At 65.8% G+C, this 16812-nt stretch carries 12 protein-coding genes; 7 read left to right on the top strand and 5 right to left on the bottom strand.

Annotated elements, in window-relative coordinates; all coding sequences use genetic code 11:
• Nucleotides 1-212: 212 nt before the first annotated feature.
• The 3 genes from J2W78_RS09900 to J2W78_RS09890 form a co-directional block, all read right to left on the bottom strand.
• A complete protein-coding gene (locus J2W78_RS09900) occupies nucleotides 213-1178 on the bottom strand; it encodes a hypothetical protein (RefSeq protein WP_253370168.1) in 966 nt (321 codons plus the stop codon).
• Nucleotides 1179-1292: 114 nt separating this feature from the next.
• On the bottom strand, nucleotides 1293-4235 hold the full coding sequence (locus J2W78_RS09895; RefSeq protein ID WP_253370167.1) for a glycosyltransferase: 2943 nt from the start codon (nucleotides 4233-4235) through the stop codon (nucleotides 1293-1295).
• A gap of 8 nt (nucleotides 4236-4243) precedes the next feature.
• A complete protein-coding gene (locus J2W78_RS09890) occupies nucleotides 4244-6307 on the bottom strand; it encodes a TylF/MycF/NovP-related O-methyltransferase (RefSeq protein WP_253370165.1) in 2064 nt (687 codons plus the stop codon).
• A 410-nt stretch (nucleotides 6308-6717) separates the two neighbouring features.
• Between J2W78_RS09890 and J2W78_RS09885 the strand changes: the two genes are divergently transcribed.
• From J2W78_RS09885 to wecB, 4 genes are all read left to right on the top strand, one after another.
• On the top strand, nucleotides 6718-7428 hold the full coding sequence (locus J2W78_RS09885) for a glutathione S-transferase family protein (RefSeq protein ID WP_253370163.1): 711 nt from the start codon (nucleotides 6718-6720) through the stop codon (nucleotides 7426-7428).
• A gap of 22 nt (nucleotides 7429-7450) precedes the next feature.
• A complete protein-coding gene (locus J2W78_RS09880) occupies nucleotides 7451-8329 on the top strand; it encodes a dTDP-4-dehydrorhamnose reductase family protein (protein WP_301288563.1) in 879 nt (292 codons plus the stop codon).
• A complete protein-coding gene (locus J2W78_RS09875) occupies nucleotides 8329-9363 on the top strand; it encodes a polysaccharide biosynthesis protein (RefSeq protein ID WP_253370158.1) in 1035 nt (344 codons plus the stop codon). The genes J2W78_RS09880 and J2W78_RS09875 overlap by 1 nt, the downstream gene beginning before the upstream one ends.
• An 81-nt stretch (nucleotides 9364-9444) precedes the next feature.
• Entirely contained in the window at nucleotides 9445-10581 is a 1137-nt protein-coding gene (gene wecB, locus J2W78_RS09870; RefSeq protein WP_301288562.1) for a non-hydrolyzing UDP-N-acetylglucosamine 2-epimerase, read from the top strand.
• Between the two features lie 232 nt (nucleotides 10582-10813).
• Here wecB and trmFO read toward each other — a convergent pair whose 3' ends face one another.
• Nucleotides 10814-12238, bottom strand: a complete 1425-nt coding sequence (gene trmFO / locus J2W78_RS09865) for a methylenetetrahydrofolate--tRNA-(uracil(54)-C(5))-methyltransferase (FADH(2)-oxidizing) TrmFO (RefSeq protein WP_253370156.1) — start codon at nucleotides 12236-12238, stop codon at nucleotides 10814-10816.
• 191 nt (nucleotides 12239-12429) lie between these two features.
• On the opposite strand from trmFO, the gene J2W78_RS09860 reads away from it, so the two are divergent.
• Entirely contained in the window at nucleotides 12430-14052 is a 1623-nt protein-coding gene (locus J2W78_RS09860) for a calcium-binding protein (RefSeq protein ID WP_253370154.1), read from the top strand.
• A gap of 29 nt (nucleotides 14053-14081) precedes the next feature.
• On the opposite strand, the gene J2W78_RS09855 is transcribed toward J2W78_RS09860, so the two are convergent.
• Nucleotides 14082-15056, bottom strand: coding sequence for a S1C family serine protease (locus J2W78_RS09855; protein ID WP_253370152.1), 975 nt, complete (start codon nucleotides 15054-15056; stop codon nucleotides 14082-14084).
• Nucleotides 15057-15367: 311 nt separating this feature from the next.
• Here J2W78_RS09855 and J2W78_RS09850 point away from each other — a divergent pair, with 311 nt between their 5' ends.
• Both J2W78_RS09850 and J2W78_RS09845 read left to right on the top strand, forming a co-directional pair.
• Complete coding sequence (locus J2W78_RS09850) at nucleotides 15368-15922, top strand: RNA polymerase sigma factor (RefSeq protein WP_253370150.1); 555 nt, start codon at nucleotides 15368-15370, stop codon at nucleotides 15920-15922.
• A complete protein-coding gene (locus J2W78_RS09845; protein WP_253370148.1) occupies nucleotides 15919-16683 on the top strand; it encodes an anti-sigma factor in 765 nt (254 codons plus the stop codon). The genes J2W78_RS09850 and J2W78_RS09845 overlap by 4 nt, the downstream gene beginning before the upstream one ends.
• Nucleotides 16684-16812 lie beyond the last annotated feature (129 nt).

Genomic DNA, 16812 nt, shown 5'->3' with positions numbered 1-16812 from the left:
TGCGTCCCGCGCGCCGCGGCACCATCACCGCCACCGGGGCGGGCCTCTTCAGGATGGGCGATCTTCGAAAACGCAGCGGCAATCCCCCAAACCGAACCGTGCCCCAGACTTTTTCAGCAGCCTGCTAGACGCTCTTAAGGTCTTCCCTATGGCTCATTCAGTACCAACGAACGGCACTCTTGCCAGAACGCAGGTCTCTCGGCCGAAATTTATCAGAAGTAGGCTCCAAAGGCCTCGGTTGGACTGTCACTCCATTCATTGACCTTCTCTATGAATTTCTGTGCTTCACGTGGCCGGACGAATATCCCTGGGTTGATTTGTGAATTGTAGAACGTCGTATTAAATCTACGCCCCATTATTCCAAAGAAAAGCTGAAGAACGCCCCCAACATATACTGCTTTTTTTCCTAAATCGTCCTGTATGAATGCCCCCAGCGGCGTTGCGTATGACGCACAAGCCAGCAAGGCAATATCGAAGTCTATAGCTGTTATTTCGCGCTTCATCCGCTCCAGAGTCGAGAACCAATCCTGGTCAGGGAAAAACTCAGCCGGCAGCCCGTGATACGTGATAGGAGTCGTATACGTCAGCAAATCAAATTCAGGGTATTCGTAGTTCTTGAAAAACTGGTGCCGATTGGGATGCTGATCCTGGATTGTTTCGGAAAATGGAGTGATTGCGAGGACCTTCTTTCCTACAAGAGCCTCACTAAAAACCGAGAGCAAAGATGGCCCACCAGCAACAAGCCGCTCGATGAAATTGTAGGGAATGAGCGTCATGTTGCGGTCTGCACCGATGACCTCTCGTACCCAGTGCTCACATCTTTCTACGGCCGTTTCAGGCGGGGGAGGAAAATCGATAATTTCGGGAAAGAATGGGGCGATCAGGTATGCGTGGCCGACCGACAACGTATCGGAGGCTCGGTATGATTTCGTGAGCAGGCTGAGAAATTCGGGAACTCGTGAAGTGTCGCTGCACGTATCGTAGTAACCCGTATAGATCTCCAACTCCTTCTTAGCGTTGAGGAAGGCATCGGAGCCGGAAGAAGTACCCTGGGTGAAGACAGCCGCGTTGGTATCGACGCCGCCGAGCCGACCGAGGAAAGCCGGTTCCGGCCCGAGCAACAAGTTCGAAACGTGCCGTGCGCAGTCTTCAGGTGGGAGTATCCGGTTTAATGCCATGTCGTAGCTCCGAACCATTCAGGGATTTGAAAGAAGTGAGAAATGAGCGCCCATCCGCCCGGCACTATCTTGAGCGGAACGAGCCGATCAACGATTTCATACTGAGAATATATTTCATTTTATCATAGCCCTGAAATCGGAAAACATTGTGCTATTTATTTTATTTCTATTTTCGGGTATTGAGTAGGTTACTGACCAGAACGTACTGCCACCAAGGCCAATCTGCTCTCCGTCATACAATTTGGAATGCATGACATCAGGCGCGAATGTCCGGACCTTCGCGTTGCCTTTAGCGACATAGGCGACGGCGAGCGCAGCCTGATCGAGATGCCACTGCGCTCGGTCCGGACGTGCCAGCAACGAGGCAAGATAGCGCGCGATGCGCCCGAAGAAGGATGCAGCAACGGGGCCGCGACCAACGAACACCACCGAGGCTGAGACAAGCGACAGGATGTTGAGGGCCGCCTGCGGGAACACCAGCAGGCCCGCATCCGCGCCCCGCATCGCCTCAAGCAAATCCCCCACGGGCCGAACCACAAGCTGATCGGCATCCGTCAGCAGGAAGGGACGCCCGATTGCTCGCATGATGTCGGGAAGAGCGAGGAAGCGTGCGCAGGCATAGTAGGTCTTGCGCTGTGTTTCGTCGAAAGCTGAAAGATCGACGGTTTCGGTCGAGACGGAAAGCGGGATGCCAGCCTGGGCGCGGAGTTGCGCCAACGGCGCTGCGATCTCCTCGCTGGGATTGATGATGTGGATGTGCAGGCCGGCTGTGACACCAGCGTTCCGTTGAATTGACGCGAGCACCGCTGCGGCGAAGGTGTGGAAATACGTCACGTCGCAGCAGAAGCAAAACACAACCTCGCAGGCGGCGTGACATGCGGACAGGTCGGCTCGGTCGAGATCCACCTTACGATTGTAAAATCGGTCAAACGCATCGCAGCTCGCAGCGTCGGGCTCATCGAAGCGAAGCGTGACGGTGCTGGTCGTGCTGCCGTTGTCGAGCGGCACGGTGAGGGGCTTCGAGAAGAGCCGTTCGGCTTCGTTCAGCCGGCCGAGATAGGCCTTGAGACTAGCCAGCCCATAGCTGATGCTCTCGCTGTGCGGTTGCCTGTCCCAGGCCCCTTGCATGTCGACAAGCGCGTCCGCGAAGCGGCCGAGATGACACTTGGCGATCGCACGGACATGCAGCAGCGGCGCGGGTACGCCCTCGGGAGCCAGGGCCACCGCTTGATCGAAGACCTCGATGGCACGTTGGGGCTGGCCCCGGGCCGTATTCGAGATCCCGAGCGCGACCAGGGTATCGATCGTCGGGTTGAGCGCATTCGCCCAGTGCAACATCTCGTGGGCGGTCTTCACACCGCGGGCGGTGAGTTGCTCGTGAGAGGCGATGAGGACCTTCTGATGCGAGAGACGCTGCGCTTCGCTGGCAGTGCCGAGCGGGAGATGTTCCATGCCGGCCGCCTTGAGCGACCGTAGGTACCGGACACCGTCCTCGAGTGCCCTCAATTGCTCCACCTGCCGTCCATGGACGGGATCGTTGCCGAACCGGCGCAGCAGGTTCTGCAGGCCGTCCATACTCTTGTTCACGTGCCGCGATGCCGTGCCGGCATCGCGCTCCACGACGGTCAGCACCTCGTTCAATCCGAGGATGTCGTGCCGCACGCTCAGATCGACCCAGGCAACGACGTCCTCCGCGAGGGCCGCATCCGCGAACACGAACCCCTCCGCAACAACAAGTCGATGCAGCATCACCGTCGGCGTCGCGATCGGGCAGTTCGAGATGATTCTCGGATAGATCCGCCCGGATGCAAGGCCGGACTCGATCACGCTGGCGCCGGCCACCCCCTCATCGACGACGAGGTAGGAGGTGTGCGAGGCGACAGCCCCCTGCTGCATCATCGCGCGGAGTTGCACCTCGATCTTGTTGGGCAGGAACAGGTCGTCGGCATCGAGAAAGGCGACGTAGTCGCCCTGGCAGCGGCTGAGGCCGAAGTTGCGCGCCGCGCCCGGGCCGCCATTGGGAATATGGAAGAGCTGCACCCGGGCGTCGGAGCCCACGTCGCGCAAGAGATCATCCATCGCCTCTGTCGAGCCGTCATCCACGAGGACGACGTCGAGGTGAGGGTAGGTCTGCGCGAGAATGCTCTCCAGGGCCCGGCGAACGAGACCGATCTCGTTGTAGAAGGGCATCACGACGGAGACGAGGGTCTTGGAGGAGCAGCGGTCCCGCTGCTCCTCCAAGTGCCGCACGGTGCTGACGTAAGTCGTCGGCGCCAGGATTTTGCGCGTCTCCTCGTAGAAGCGCCACGAACTCCCGTACATCTGCGCACGCTCGATCTCGGTCGTCCCGTCGATCATGGCCCGCCAAAGGGTCTCGCCCTCTTCGGCGATGTCCGGGCGCTGCGAATCCTGGCTTGGATGGACGCGGTAGTGGACGAGCGACTGCGGCACGTGGAAGAAGTCGGTCTGCCGAATGAGCTGCCGCCAGAGTTGGAAGTCTTGGGTAAAGCGGCGACTGAGGTCGAACGGACCCCGGATGGCGCGCAGCAGGCCGATGGGGATGAAGACGGTGCAGCCGTTCACGGCGCCGCGAAACAGCGGCACCATCGGCGAGCGCTTGAACTGCTCATGGTCGAACTGCACGTTTGCGAACTGCTTCCCGTCGGAATCGATGAGGGTGTAGTTCGAGATCAACATGGCGTCCGGCCGCCCCAATCGCTGCCAGAAGGCGACTTGGACGGCCGTCTTCTCGGGCGCGTAAAGGTCGTCGTGGCTGAGCCAGCAGAAGAAGTCGCCTGTGAGTTCCTCGACCGCCTTGTTCAGGGCACCGGCGACGCCCGTGTTCGATTGATGGAAGTAGCGAATCTTGTCCGGGTGCCGCTCGGCATAGCGCCGCGCCACAGCGTCGGTGACGCCTCCGTCGGTCGAGCCGTCGTTGACGATGACGATCTCAACGTTCTCGTAAGTTTGCGCGAGTGCGCTCTGGAGCGCCAGTTCGAAATAGGTCCCGCCGTTATAGACGGGCATGACGATGCTGACTTTCGGATGGTCCGACATCGGAGCAATCACTTTGCCTTGCGCCAATAGACAACCGCCCCGTCCACAGCGACGATCGGCTCGTTGATGTTCCGCCGTGCCCGATAGGCCTCGATTGCGGCCCGGCCGTCCTCCCCGACATCGTCAGCGACGATGAAGCCGCCGGGTGCCACCGTCGGGTAGAGAGCCTCGAGTACATCCGAGATCGAATCGTGCCAACCGCCAAGCCGCAGCAGTGCGAGGCAGCGGATCGGCGCTCTGGACAGCGTGTCTTCGAACCGACCGGGTAGGAAGGCGACTTGCCCATCGGACAATCCGAAGCGCTCGAATCCTTCCCGGAGCGCATCGAGCGACAGCCCGCGCTCCGGGCCGGCGATGTACGCGCGCGCCCCGCGCTCCGGGCCGTCATCTTCCTTCGAGGGAAAAGGTCCGGCGAAGGAATCCGCGAGCCAAACAGTGCGATCGGTGACGCCATGGGCGGCCAGGATCGCCCGCATGTAGAGACATGCGGCCCCCTGCCGGGCACCCGCATCGAGGATATGGCCTTCGACGCCGTCCGCCACCACCGTCTCCAGAAGGTGCCGAAGGTTGCGCAGGCGCGCCTTGGGGATCGGGGGGAAGGATCCCCCATGCGCCGCGCTCCCCGGCAAGGTCAGCCGCCCGGCCAGCACCGCCTCGAGGAGATCGAGGTAGAGCCGGCGGGCGGCGGATGCGAGCCCGGGCGTCCCCTTGCCGGCGGGATCCATATCCGTACGCCCGGCACGGGAACTCCCGAGCCGGACAGCATCGGCAAGGGTGGCAAGGCTCGGCGCCTCGGCCCGGAGCAACTCATTCGCCTCGTGTAATGCCCTGACTCTCTCGGCAAGAGTTGCCACCTCGGCCCGGCTCGCGATGAGAGCGGCCTCCTGCTCACGCTCGCGCTGCGCGACGTGTTCGAGCAGGGCGGCCTGGAGCTGCATGGCGTCGCGCTCGGCGCTGGCCTCCCAGTCGTGGCGCTCCCCGCCCTGCGGCGACGGCGGGCGGTCCGCCGCAGCCCGAGGGGGGGCACGCTCCACGTCAACCCGGCTCAGTTCGGCCCTCGGCGCTGTCGCCGCCCGCTCGCTGGCGCGAACCGCCGCCGCCAATTCATCGTTTCGGGCGACCGCGCGCTGGAGTGAGGCGGTGGCGACATAGAGTTTCAGTTCAGCTTCGTCTCCCGCTCGGCGCAGCCGCTCCACTTCGGCTTCAAGCACATTCTCGCGCTCCCGCGCCGCCGAGGGCAGTGCCCCGAGCGCCTGCGGCTCACCACCCCGCACCCGCGCCGCAAGCTCGTCGTTCCGGGCGATCGCGCGTTGCAGTGAGGCGGTGGCGACATAGAGTTTCAGCTCAGCCTCGTCCCCCGCTCGGCGCAGCCGCTCCGATTCGGCTTCTTGCACGGCCTCGCGCTCCTGCGCCGCCGAACGCATCGCGGCGAGTTCACTCCGAAGGCCGCGCAGCTCATGATCACGCTGCTCAACAAGGCCGCGCATCCTCTCCGCCGCGGCCTCCAGGGCAGCGGACCGCGCCTGCAGCTCCAGCACCGCGGCGTAACATGCCTGTTCCGACTCGCCCATCGGAACGCCGAAAAGCCCGAGCACCTCTTCGTTCGAGGCGTCCGATTCTCGTACGGGCCGCGGATGGACCACCGGTGCGCCCAGGACCCGGCCCTCGACGAGACCATATTTGAGATAGTGGACGAGCGGGTTCAGACCGGCCGTCCTCAAATCCGCGTAGCTCGCGAGATAGAGGGCTCCATCGAAATCCGGCCCTGGCCGTCGGCCCTCTGCCCCGCCGTACTGAAGGTAATGCTGGAGGGGATCGATCTTCGCGTTCGCGACGTCCTTGTTCGCCGACAAGTAATAATGGGAGTCGAACAATCCGGAGGCCCGTATCAGATGGGCCTCGAACGCAGGCGACAGCAGCGCCTGAATTTCACTCCAATTCCCATACCAGCTTCTCAAGCCACCGAGATCGCCACCAACTTTCCCAATGGCAATCGATAGGACATCCGCCCTCCAAGAAAGTCGTGTCGCTAGATCGTGACGTCCGACATCTTGGCTATCCACCGTGATCATTGGCCGGCATTCCTAGATGCATGAACGTCCCTAGCAAATCAGGGGATCGTGACCCGCTTCCTCGCCGGCCTCCCTAGATCATCTCTCTGACCATGGCCAGGGTCGACACAGCACAATCGAGCCAAATTCCAGGCTGCCGGATCATGGAAGTCCACCCGCCATATGCATACTTTAGGTTGGCGAAAAGCTCGTTTTTGGCAATTAATGTTCTTTCAAGTTTAGTTATGGTCCGTTGATTTACGCTTCCCTTTCTTTATGGTGCGCTACGGGCGCTTGTTGGAATGCCCCTCGAAGCGCGTCGTCGAGCCGGGATCGAGCGACTGCCGTGATTTCGGGGTGCCACAACCCAGGCAGGCGACGTGGGTCCGGAGACGGGATTCGGCTCTCTCGAAAGCATCTTCAGCCCGAAAATGGCACTCACGAAGAAGAACAGCATCAACGTGCCGCTTCAGATTTCAGAGGGCAGCAGCGCACATGGGGAGGCTGGATCGAGCACCATGGATCTGTTCTACGCGCCGCGATCCCCCTTTTCACGGAAGATCCTGACGGTGATTGTCGAGCTTGGGCTCGAATCGCATATCCGGCTGATTCAGACCGACCCGTGGAACGACGAGTCGCTTCGCCGTTACAATCCTGCCTGCAAGGTGCCGACGCTTCTGCTCGATGACGGGACGGCCCTGTTCGACTCGCCCGTCATCGCGCGTTATCTCGACGAACGCGCCGGACACCGGTTGGTGCCGGCCGGCATCCATCGCTGGGATGCCGGCCGACGGGAAGCGCTCGGGGATGCGCTGGCCGAAGCGGTCATCCGTCGCTTCGTCGAACGGATGGGCCCTGACTGCGATCGCATTGCCCGGGTCGTGGCCCGGCAGGAGGCGGCCATAGCGGCCATTCTCGACCAGTTGGAGGCAGAGCCCGCCTGGATGGAGGCGCCGGTCGATCTTGGCCATCTCGCCATTGCCTGCGCCCTCGCGTATCTCGACGGACGATCGCCGGAACTGGAATGGGATCGAGGACGGCGCTTGCTCGCAGCATGGTTTTATGATTTCCGTGCCCGACCGTCGATGACCATCGCAACTACCCCTGAAATCGGCGCCTTTCGCACCGCCGTTTCGAGATGACTGCATCGTCGAGGATTTAACTTTGAAGATTGCAATTTTGGGTGCTTCCGGAATGCTCGGAAGCACGACTTTCCAATACTTGGCACATCGCTTCCCTGGCAGCGTTTACGCAAGCGTGCGCTCGTCCTCGGCACGGCGATCCTTCCCGGACGATCTCGCCGCCAACATCGCCGTCGGGATCGACGTCGAGAATGCGGACGCGCTGGCCGGCTTCCTGCGTGACGTGCGGCCCGACGTGGTCCTGAACTGCGTCGGGGTCGTCAAGCAGCTCGCCTCCGCCGAGGATCCACTGGTCGCGATCCCGATCAACGCCATCCTGCCGCACCGGCTTGCACGGCTGGCCGACCTCGTCGGCGCCCGCCTCATCCATGTGAGCACCGATTGCGTCTTCACCGGCCGCAAGGGCGACTACCGCGAAAGCGACGCGCCGGATGCGGAGGATCTCTACGGGCGCTCGAAGCTTCTCGGCGAGGTCGATTACCCGAACGCGGTCACGCTGCGCACCTCCATCATCGGGCGTGAGATCGGCAGCCGCAACGGTCTCGTCGAGTGGTTCCTGGCTCAGAGCGGGTCGGTGCGCGGCTACCGGCGGGCGATCTTCTCCGGCCTCACCACCGACGAGCTGGTGCGTGTGATCGCCGACCACGTCCTGCCGAACCCAGGCTTGCGCGGCGTCTACCATGTGAGCGTGGACCCGATCAGCAAGTTCGACCTGCTCGGGATCGTCAAGGACGTCTACGGCGTTGCAACCGAGATCGAGCCCGACGACGCGGTGGCGATCGACCGCTCCCTCAATTCGGAGCGGTTCCGGGCAGCTACCGGCTACGCGCCGCCCTCATGGCCGGACCTGATCCGCACCATGCGTCGCTTCCACGACGAAGCCTTCTCACGGATCCGCTGATGTTCTCCGGCAAAACACTCCTCATCACCGGCGGCACCGGCTCCTTCGGCAACGCGGTGATCCAGCGCTTCCTCGCCACCGATATCGGCCAGATCCGCGTCTTCAGCCGGGACGAGAAGAAGCAGGAGGACATGCGCATCCTGCTGCGCGATCCGCGGATCCGGTTCTTCATCGGCGACGTGCGCGAGTACAACTCGATCGCGCAGGCGGTGAAGGGCGTCGACTACATCTTCCACGCGGCGGCGCTGAAGCAGGTGCCCTCCTGCGAGTTCTATCCGATGGAGGCGGTGCGCACGAACATCCTCGGGGCCGAGAACGTGCTGAACGCCGCGGTCGCCTCGGGCGTCGAGCGGATGGTCGTGCTCTCGACCGACAAGGCGGTCTACCCGATCAACGCCATGGGCCTGTCCAAGGCGATGATGGAGAAGCTGACGATCGCCAAGTCGCGCATGCTGGCCAAGGACGACACGATCCTGTGTGCCACGCGCTACGGCAACGTCATGGCCTCGCGCGGCTCGGTGATCCCGCTCTTCGTGAACCAGATCAAGGAGGGGCGCGACCTCACCATCACCGATCCGACGATGACCCGCTTCCTGATGTCGCTGGAGGATTCGGTCGATCTCGTGCTGTTCGCCTACCAGCGCGGCCAGCAGGGCGACATCTTCGTGCAGAAGGCGCCCGCCTGCACGGTCCAGGATCTGGCCGAGGCCCTGCGGACGATTTTTGAGGCCAAGAACGAGATCAAGATCATCGGCACGCGCCACGGCGAGAAGCTCTACGAGTCGCTGGTCTCGCGCGAGGAGATGGCGCGGGCCGAGGACATGGACGGGTTCTACCGCATCCCCGCCGACGACCGTGACCTGAACTACTCGAAGTTCTTCACGTCCGGAGAGACGGCGATCTCGGCCGCCGAGGACTACACCTCGCACAACACGCAGCGGATGAACCCGCAGCAGGTCATCGATCTGTTGCTGAAGCTCGACTACATCCAGCAAGCCCTCAAGCCGGCCTCGCGGACCAGGGCCGCCTCCTAGAGCCGTATCCAACCTGATGGCATCAGGTCGGCGTCTCTAGGTTCCTGTTTTGACGCGCATTCCGATCCAGGACCGAGACCTTTGAAAAAAATCCTCACCCTGGTCGGAACGCGGCCCGAACTCGTCAAGATGTCGCTCGTGATCCGGGCGCTGGACCGGCTGACGAACCACGTCCTCGTCCATACCGGCCAGAACTACGATTATGAGCTGAACCAGGTCTTCTTCGACGACCTCGGCATCCGCAAGCCCAACCACTTCCTCGAAGCGGCTGGGCCGAACGCGGCGGCGACGATCGCTCGCGTCATCGAGCGCGCCGACGCCGTGCTCGAACAGGAACAGCCCGACGCGGTACTGATCTACGGCGACACCAATTCGGGTCTCGCCGTGATCCCGGCCAAGCGGCGCAAGATCCCGATCTTCCATATGGAGGCGGGCAACCGCTGCTTCGACCCGCGGGTGCCGGAGGAGATCAACCGCAAGGTCATCGACCACCTCAGTGACGTCAACCTCGTGCTGACCGAGCACGCCCGCCGCTACCTCCTGGCCGAGGGGCTGCCGGCGCAGCGCATCTTCAAGGTCGGCTCGCACATGGAAGAGGTGCTGGCCGAGTTCCGACCGAAGATCGAGGCCTCCGACGTGCTGGCCCGGCTCGGGCTCGAGCCGGACCGGTTCTTCATCGTCTCGGCCCACCGCGAGGAGAACGTCGATTCGCCGGCACGCCTCCGGGTCTTCCTGGAGGAGCTCGGCCGCCTGCACGCGGCCTTCGGCCTGCCCATCGTCGTCTCGACCCATCCGCGCACCCGCGCCCGGTTGGAGGCCGTAGGCGACCTCTCACTGCCCGACAGCGTGCGCTTCCTGCCGCCCTTCGGCTTCATCGACTACGTGAAGCTGCAGACGAGCGCCCATTGCGTCCTGTCCGACAGCGGCACCATCGCCGAGGAAGCGGCCCTGCTCGACCTGCCGGCGGTGACCTTCCGCGATGCGCACGAGCGGCCCGAGGGCATGGATGCCGGCACGCTGATCGTGGCGCCGCTGGGCAAGGTTCCGCTCGTCGAGGCGGTGCGGGCCGTGCGCGACGGCTACGGTGAGGGCCGCCGCTTCGCTGGCGCCGTGCCGGATTACCAGGGCGGCGCGGTCTCGACCAAGGTCGTGCGGATCGTCCTGTCCTACATCGATCAGGTCAACCACACGGTGTGGTCGAAGCCCGGCCCGTTCTAGAGCGCATTCCGACGAAGTGGCTGCCGGTTCGTCGAAAAAATGCGCGTCAAATTAATGACCTAGAGACGCCGGCCTGATGCAATCAGGTCGGATACGGCTCTAGCGCATCGTCTTTTTCCGAAAGCCGGCGGCCATCTTTCGGGACGATGCTCTCGATCCCGGGTTTCCAAAGGGCCTCGAGGCCCTTTGGCGGGTGTTCAGGGCAGCGCCCTGAGGCCGGCGAAGCCGCTCTCTACTCCGCCGCCTGCGAAAATCCCTCGCCCGTGATCCAGGCGGCGAGGTCCGCCCGCGCTCGGTCGGTGAGCGCGCGCTTCTTGAGTGCCGCCTTCTCCGGCCCGCGCAGGCGCTTGCCGGTCTCGTTGCGCGGCATCTGCGCCAGCGGCGGAAACAGCCCGAAATTCACGTTCATCGGCTGGAACGAGCGCGGCGCGTTCGCCTGCGCATCCTCGGTCGCCTCGACATGGCCGCCGGTGATGTGGCCGATGAGGGCTCCCAGCGCGGTCGTCGGGGGCAGGGGGGCGAGCGTCTGCCCGTCCCCTTCGGCCAACGCGTAGCGGCCGGCCATCAGCCCGACCGCGGCGCTCTCGACATAGCCCTCGCAACCGGTGATCTGGCCGGCGAAGCGAAGCTGGGGCCGTGCCTTCAGCCGCAGGGTCGCGTCGAGCAGGCGCGGGCTGTCGAGATAGGTGTTGCGGTGCAGGCCGCCGAGCCGGGCGAACTCGGCATTCTCCAGTCCCGGAATCGTACGGAAGACGCGGACCTGCTCGGCGTGGCGCAGCTTGGTCTGGAAGCCGACCATGTTGAACAGGGTGCCGAGCGCGTTGTCCTGGCGCAGCTGGACGATGGCGTAGGCTTTCACCGTCGGGTTGTGCGGGTTGGTGAGGCCGACCGGCTTCATCGGCCCGTGGCGCAGGGTCTCGGGCCCGCGCTCGGCCATCACCTCGATCGGCAGGCAGCCGTCGAAATAGGGGGTCGAGGCCTCCCATTCCTTGAACGCCGTCTTCTCACCCGCGATCAGCGCGGCGACGAAGGCCTCGTACTGCTCCCGGTCCATCGGGCAGTTGAGGTAGTCCGCCCCGGTGCCGCCGGGACCGGCCTTGTCGTAGCGGGACTGGAACCACGCCTTGCCCATGTCGATCGAGTCGCGGTGGACGATCGGGGCGATGGCGTCGAAGAAGGCCAGCGATTCCCGGCCCGTCAGCGCGCCGACGGCCTCGGCGAGCGCCGGGGAGGTGAGGGGGCCGGTGGCGAGGATGGTCGAGCCCCAATCCTCGGGGGGAAGGCCGGCGACCTCCTCGCGGATGATCGTGATGTTGGGGTGCCCTTCCAGCGCCGCGGTGACGGCCTGCGAAAACCCGTCGCGATCGACGGCGAGCGCCCCGCCCGCGGGCACTTGGTGGGCGTCGGCGGTGCGCATGATCAGCGAGTCGAGGCTGCGCATCTCCTGATGCAGCAGGCCGACGGCGTTGCCGTTGGCGTCGTCCGAGCGGAAGGAGTTGGAGCAGACCAGTTCGGCCAGCCCGTCGGACTGGTGGGCATCGGTGCCGCGAACGGGCCGCATCTCGTGCAGCACGACCGGGCGGCCGCCCTGCGCGACCTGCCAAGCCGCTTCGGAACCGGCGAGGCCACCGCCGACGATATGGATCGGGTTCGTCATCGCGACGGAATAGAACCACGCGGCCGCGCGATCAATGCGGGCGGGCGCGCGAACCGGCGCAACCGCTCCGGAAGACTTACGCCGCAATCGCTCGCGGGTGCCACATCGCGGCCGAGACAGCGCGACCGCGCCGACGTTACCGTGGCCCCCTCGTCCCCGATATCCGGGCCGGTCAAGCGGAGCGGACGGCCATGGCGATCTCTCCCGACGGGGCGCTGCCCTACTTCGTGTACGACGGCTATCTCGTCTCGCTCTACCCATGGCAGGGACAGCGCGTCGCGCTCCTGACATCGGCCAACGATCTCGACGGCGATGTCATGCAGGACATCCTGAACAGGATCGACGCCGCCTACGACGTCTATCTCGCCATCACCGGGCAAACCCCGGCTCCGTACAAGCTCTACAACGGCCTGCTCACGATCGCCGAGGTGCCCACGGCGCTTCAAGGCGCGGCGAATGCGATCGGCTTTCTCGGAGCCACCGGCATCGAGCTCACGACCGGCGCGTTCGATCAGCTCTATGCCGGCGCGGCCGAAGCTGGCACCTTCGATCAGACGGTCTTCTACGAACTCGGGCGGAACTTCTGGTTCTACGGTCCGCAACTCGGGACCGTGGATAGCTTCGTCACGGGGTTCGCGATCGCCAACCGGTTCGTTTCGATGCAAGAGGCCGGCATTCCCGGCAGCGCGTTCGGTGCACTGCCCTTCGACGAATTCAGGCCGTCCATCCTCGAAGACCTGGCGCAGACCTTCTTCCAGGGGGCGGACTTCACGCTCGCCAACACCCTCGGCGCGGCGACCGGTGTTCCGAACGCCAACAACTGGGGGCCTGCGGATCTCGCCGCCTCCCTGCTCACCCAAGTCTACGAGGATCTCGGCCTTGATGCCTACGCGCGCTTCCATCAGGAACTCGCCGGCCGTCCCGCCGCGGGCACGCCGGAAGAGGCCTTCGGCAATCTCGTCGCCGCCGCGAGTCAGGCCACGGGGATCGATTACGGCTTCCTGAACAAGGCCGAGGGCGTCGCCTACGTCGTCGGCGGCCGGGGCGACGATCGGCTCAAGGCCGACGGGAGCGGCAATCCGGTCCTGGGCTTTGCCGGCGACGACACGCTCATCGGCACGGCCGGCCCCGACCGGCTGTTCGGCGATGCGGGCGACGACGTCCTGCGCGGCGGAGGCGGCCGCGATCAGCTCGTGGGCGGGGCCGGTGACGACACCTACTTCGTCGACACGCCCGGCGACCAAGTGTTCGAGGGCAGGGGGCAAGGCACCGACCGGCTCGTGGCGACGAGCGCCTACACGCTGGCCGCCGGCCAGGAGATCGAGATCCTGCAACTCGCCAAGAGTACCGGATGCGCGCCGCTATCCCTCACCGGAAACGCCTTCGGCCAGCGGCTGATCGGCAATGCCGGCGACAACAGGCTCGACGGCGGCGGCGGTGACGACAGCCTCGCGGGCGGCCTCGGCGCCGACCGGCTCACGGGCGGCGCGGGCGCCGACACCTTCGTGTTCGACACCCGGCCCGGCCGCGGCAACGTCGATCACGTCAGGGACTTCGCGTCACCGGACGACGTGTTCCACCTCGACCACGCGGTCTTCTCGGGCCTCGAAACCGGAGCACTGGCGCCTGGACAGTTCAAGAACCTCGGTCCGGCCAAGGTGATCAAGGCGGATGCCGACGACCGCATCCTCTACAAGCAGAAGACGGGCGAGCTGTTCTACGATGCCGACGGCAGCGGCCGGAAAGAGGCCGTCCTGGTCGCGGTGCTGGATAACCACGCCGCCCTCGACCACACCGATTTCCTCATCGTGTGATCCGCTTCCGTGGGGAGTGATGCCGGCGGTCAGTGCAGCTTCGGTCCGATCAGGAACCGGTCGCGATCGACCGAGGTCAGCGCGAGCCGGGTCAGGCGCCCGTCCCGGTTGATCGTGAGGGGGACGCGCACCCCCGCCTCGCCGAGTGCCCAGACCTGCCGGAAGAAACCGGCGAGGTCGGCGACCGGCTCGCCCGTCACCTCGGTCAGCACGTCGCCCGCGCGCAGGTCGGCAGCCTCCGCCGGGCCCTTGTCGGCGGTTCCCATCACCACGACGCCGTCCTCGGTCTCGGTGGCGTAGAGGCCGAGCCAGGGGCGGGGCGGGCGGTCGGCCCGGCCGCGGGTCTCGAGATCGGCCAGGATCGGCGGCAGGAGTTCGATCGGCACGACCATGTTGATCGCCCGCCCCGCTCCCGTGCCGCCCTGCTGGAGCTGAAGCGAGCCGATGCCGACCAGCGCCCCGTCGGACCCGATCAGGGCGGTGCCGCCCCAGTGCGGGTGGGCGGGGGTGGTGAACAGGGCCTCGTCGAGGACGTACTCCCAGTAGCCGGCGAATTCCTGCCGGGCGACGAGTTCGACCGCGAGGCTGTGCGAGCGCCCGCCCGCCCCCGCGACCACCGCCCGCTCGCCAACCTTCATCGTGTCCGAGCGCCCGAGCCTCAGGGCGGGCAGGCCGAGGCGGCCGAGCGCCTGGACGAGGCCGAAGCCGGTCTCCCCGTCGTAGCCGACGACGTAGGCCGGCACCGAGCGCCCGTCATGCGTGGTGAGCCAAACGCTCTCGGCCTCCAGAACGAGGTAGCCGATGGTGAGCACCAGCCCGTCCTCGCGGATCACCACGCCGTTGCCCGCCCGCTCGGTGCCGAGCGTCTCGGCTGTGAAGGCCTCCGCCGGCACACGGGAGGAGAGGGAGACGACCGAGGTCAGCGCCCGCTCCAGATCGTAGGTGTAGTCGCCGGCCTTCGGCTGCAGGGCGGCCGGAATCCTGAATTCGCCGTGCGCGGACATGTTCTGCAATTTCCCTGCGCCCCGCTCCGCTGCCGCCCGTGGACCGACGTCCGTTCGCAAGGTTCGCCGGGCGCTGCTTCCGACACAGATAGGCGGCGCATCTCGCCCCGACACCCGCCCGTCGCCGCGTCGAAAGGCGCCCGCGCTACGACCCGAGACGGCCTGTGGCGCGCCGGCATCACCTCCGATAGGGTGCCGCTCCCTGTCCCGCCGCGCTGAGCGTCCGGCGGACGCCTCCCTTCCAGACGCACCGGAACCATGCCGCGTCCTCCGACGACCTCCCTCCGCGCCGCGTCCGCCGGGAGCGGGCCGTGACGCCGCACGACGGAGAACTGGCCGGGCTGCTGGACCGCGTCGCCCGACGGGACGTGGCGGCCCTGCGGGCGCTCTACGACCGGACCGCGCCGAAACTTTTCGGGATCATCCTGCGTATCCAGCGAGACCGGAGCCTCGCCGAGGACGTGCTTCAGGATGTCTACCTGAAGGTCTGGCAGTCGGCAGGCGCCTACGCGCCCTCGGCCGGGGCCCCGCTTCCGTGGCTGTATACGATCGCGCGCAACCGGGCCATCGACGGGCTGCGCCGCCGGAGCGAGGTTCCGATGCCGTCTGGTGAAAGCGGGGAGGCCTGGATGGAGCGCCTCGTCGCCCCGACCGACGAGGAAGGCGCCTTCCTCGACCGCGACGCGCTCGTCGCCTGCCTGTCGCGGCTCGATCCGACGCAGCGCGACTGCGTCGTGCTGGCCTATTGCGAGGGCTGGTCCCGCGAGGAACTCGCCGAACGCTTCGAGCGGCCCGTCAACACCGTGAAGACCTGGCTGCACCGGACGCTGGCCGCCCTGAAATCTTGCTTGGAGAGCATCGCGTGAGCGGCGGGAGCGGCAGACCGGAGCCGGCGGAACGCGACCTGCGGGCGGCCGAGTACGTGCTCGGCACCCTCGATGCGGGTGAGCGCGCCGCGTTCGAATTGCAGCGGGCGGTCGATCCGGCCACCGAGGCGGCCGTCCGCGCCTGGGAGCGACGTCTCGCTCCACTCGCCCGCGCCGTGCCTGCGGTCGAGCCGCCGGCTCACCTCTGGCCGGAGATCGCCCGAGAGATCGCGCGCGGCACCGCTGCGGACGATCACGCTCCCCGGCCGGACCAAGCGAGCGCCGCCAACGACAACCGTCTGCGCGACCTGCGCCGGCAACTCCGGCTCTGGCGCTTCACCGCGGCGGGGGCGGGGCTCGCCGCCGCCGGCCTCGCGCTGGTCGTGCTGACCGGTTCGCCGCGGCTCGGCGGGGAGCGGGCGGGCGGTGCGGAAGGCCGCTACGTCGCCGTGGTCACGAGCGCGGGCGACCTGCCGGCCCTGATCGTCAGCGTCGACACCGGAGCGGGCACCGCCCGGGTGCGGCCCGTGGCGGCGCAGGCTCCAGCCGGCCGCAGTCTGGAACTCTGGTATGTCGGGCAGGGCGCCGCCCCGAAGCCGATCGGCCTCGTCGAAGGCGAGGCCACCCGCATCCGCCTGCCGCCGGAGGCCGGTCACGGCGGGGACGGGGTCATCGCCGTGTCGGTGGAGCCGCCGGGCGGCTCACCCACCGGCAAGCCCACCGGGCAGGTGATCTACACCGGCAAGCTGATCCGTGAATAGGACGCGCGGCCCCCCAATCGAGGCCGCACCTTCCAGAATCCGGACGCCCCTTGCACAGCCGGCCCGAAACGGACGAAGCCGCCCGGCCTTGCGGCGGGGCGGCTTCGCGACCTTGAACAGATCGGGGAC

The sequence above is a fragment of the Methylorubrum extorquens genome (assembly GCF_024169925.1).
Classification (GTDB): Bacteria; Pseudomonadota; Alphaproteobacteria; order Rhizobiales; family Beijerinckiaceae; genus Methylobacterium; species Methylobacterium extorquens_A.
The sequence above is the reverse complement of the archived record's forward strand: the minus strand, read 5'-3'. Positions and strand labels throughout refer to the sequence as shown.

Coding starts and splice junctions, on each gene's coding strand:
- J2W78_RS09890 (WP_253370165.1), bottom strand. CDS start 6,307: ATGATCACGGTGGATAGCCAAGATGTCGGACGTCACGATCTAGCGACA.
- J2W78_RS09885 (WP_253370163.1), top strand. CDS start 6,718: ATGGCACTCACGAAGAAGAACAGCATCAACGTGCCGCTTCAGATTTCA.
- J2W78_RS09860 (WP_253370154.1), top strand. CDS start 12,430: ATGGCGATCTCTCCCGACGGGGCGCTGCCCTACTTCGTGTACGACGGC.
- trmFO (WP_253370156.1), bottom strand. CDS start 12,238: ATGACGAACCCGATCCATATCGTCGGCGGTGGCCTCGCCGGTTCCGAA.
- J2W78_RS09895 (WP_253370167.1), bottom strand. CDS start 4,235: ATGTCGGACCATCCGAAAGTCAGCATCGTCATGCCCGTCTATAACGGC.
- J2W78_RS09900 (WP_253370168.1), bottom strand. CDS start 1,178: ATGGCATTAAACCGGATACTCCCACCTGAAGACTGCGCACGGCACGTT.
- J2W78_RS09875 (WP_253370158.1), top strand. CDS start 8,329: ATGTTCTCCGGCAAAACACTCCTCATCACCGGCGGCACCGGCTCCTTC.
- J2W78_RS09855 (WP_253370152.1), bottom strand. CDS start 15,056: ATGTCCGCGCACGGCGAATTCAGGATTCCGGCCGCCCTGCAGCCGAAG.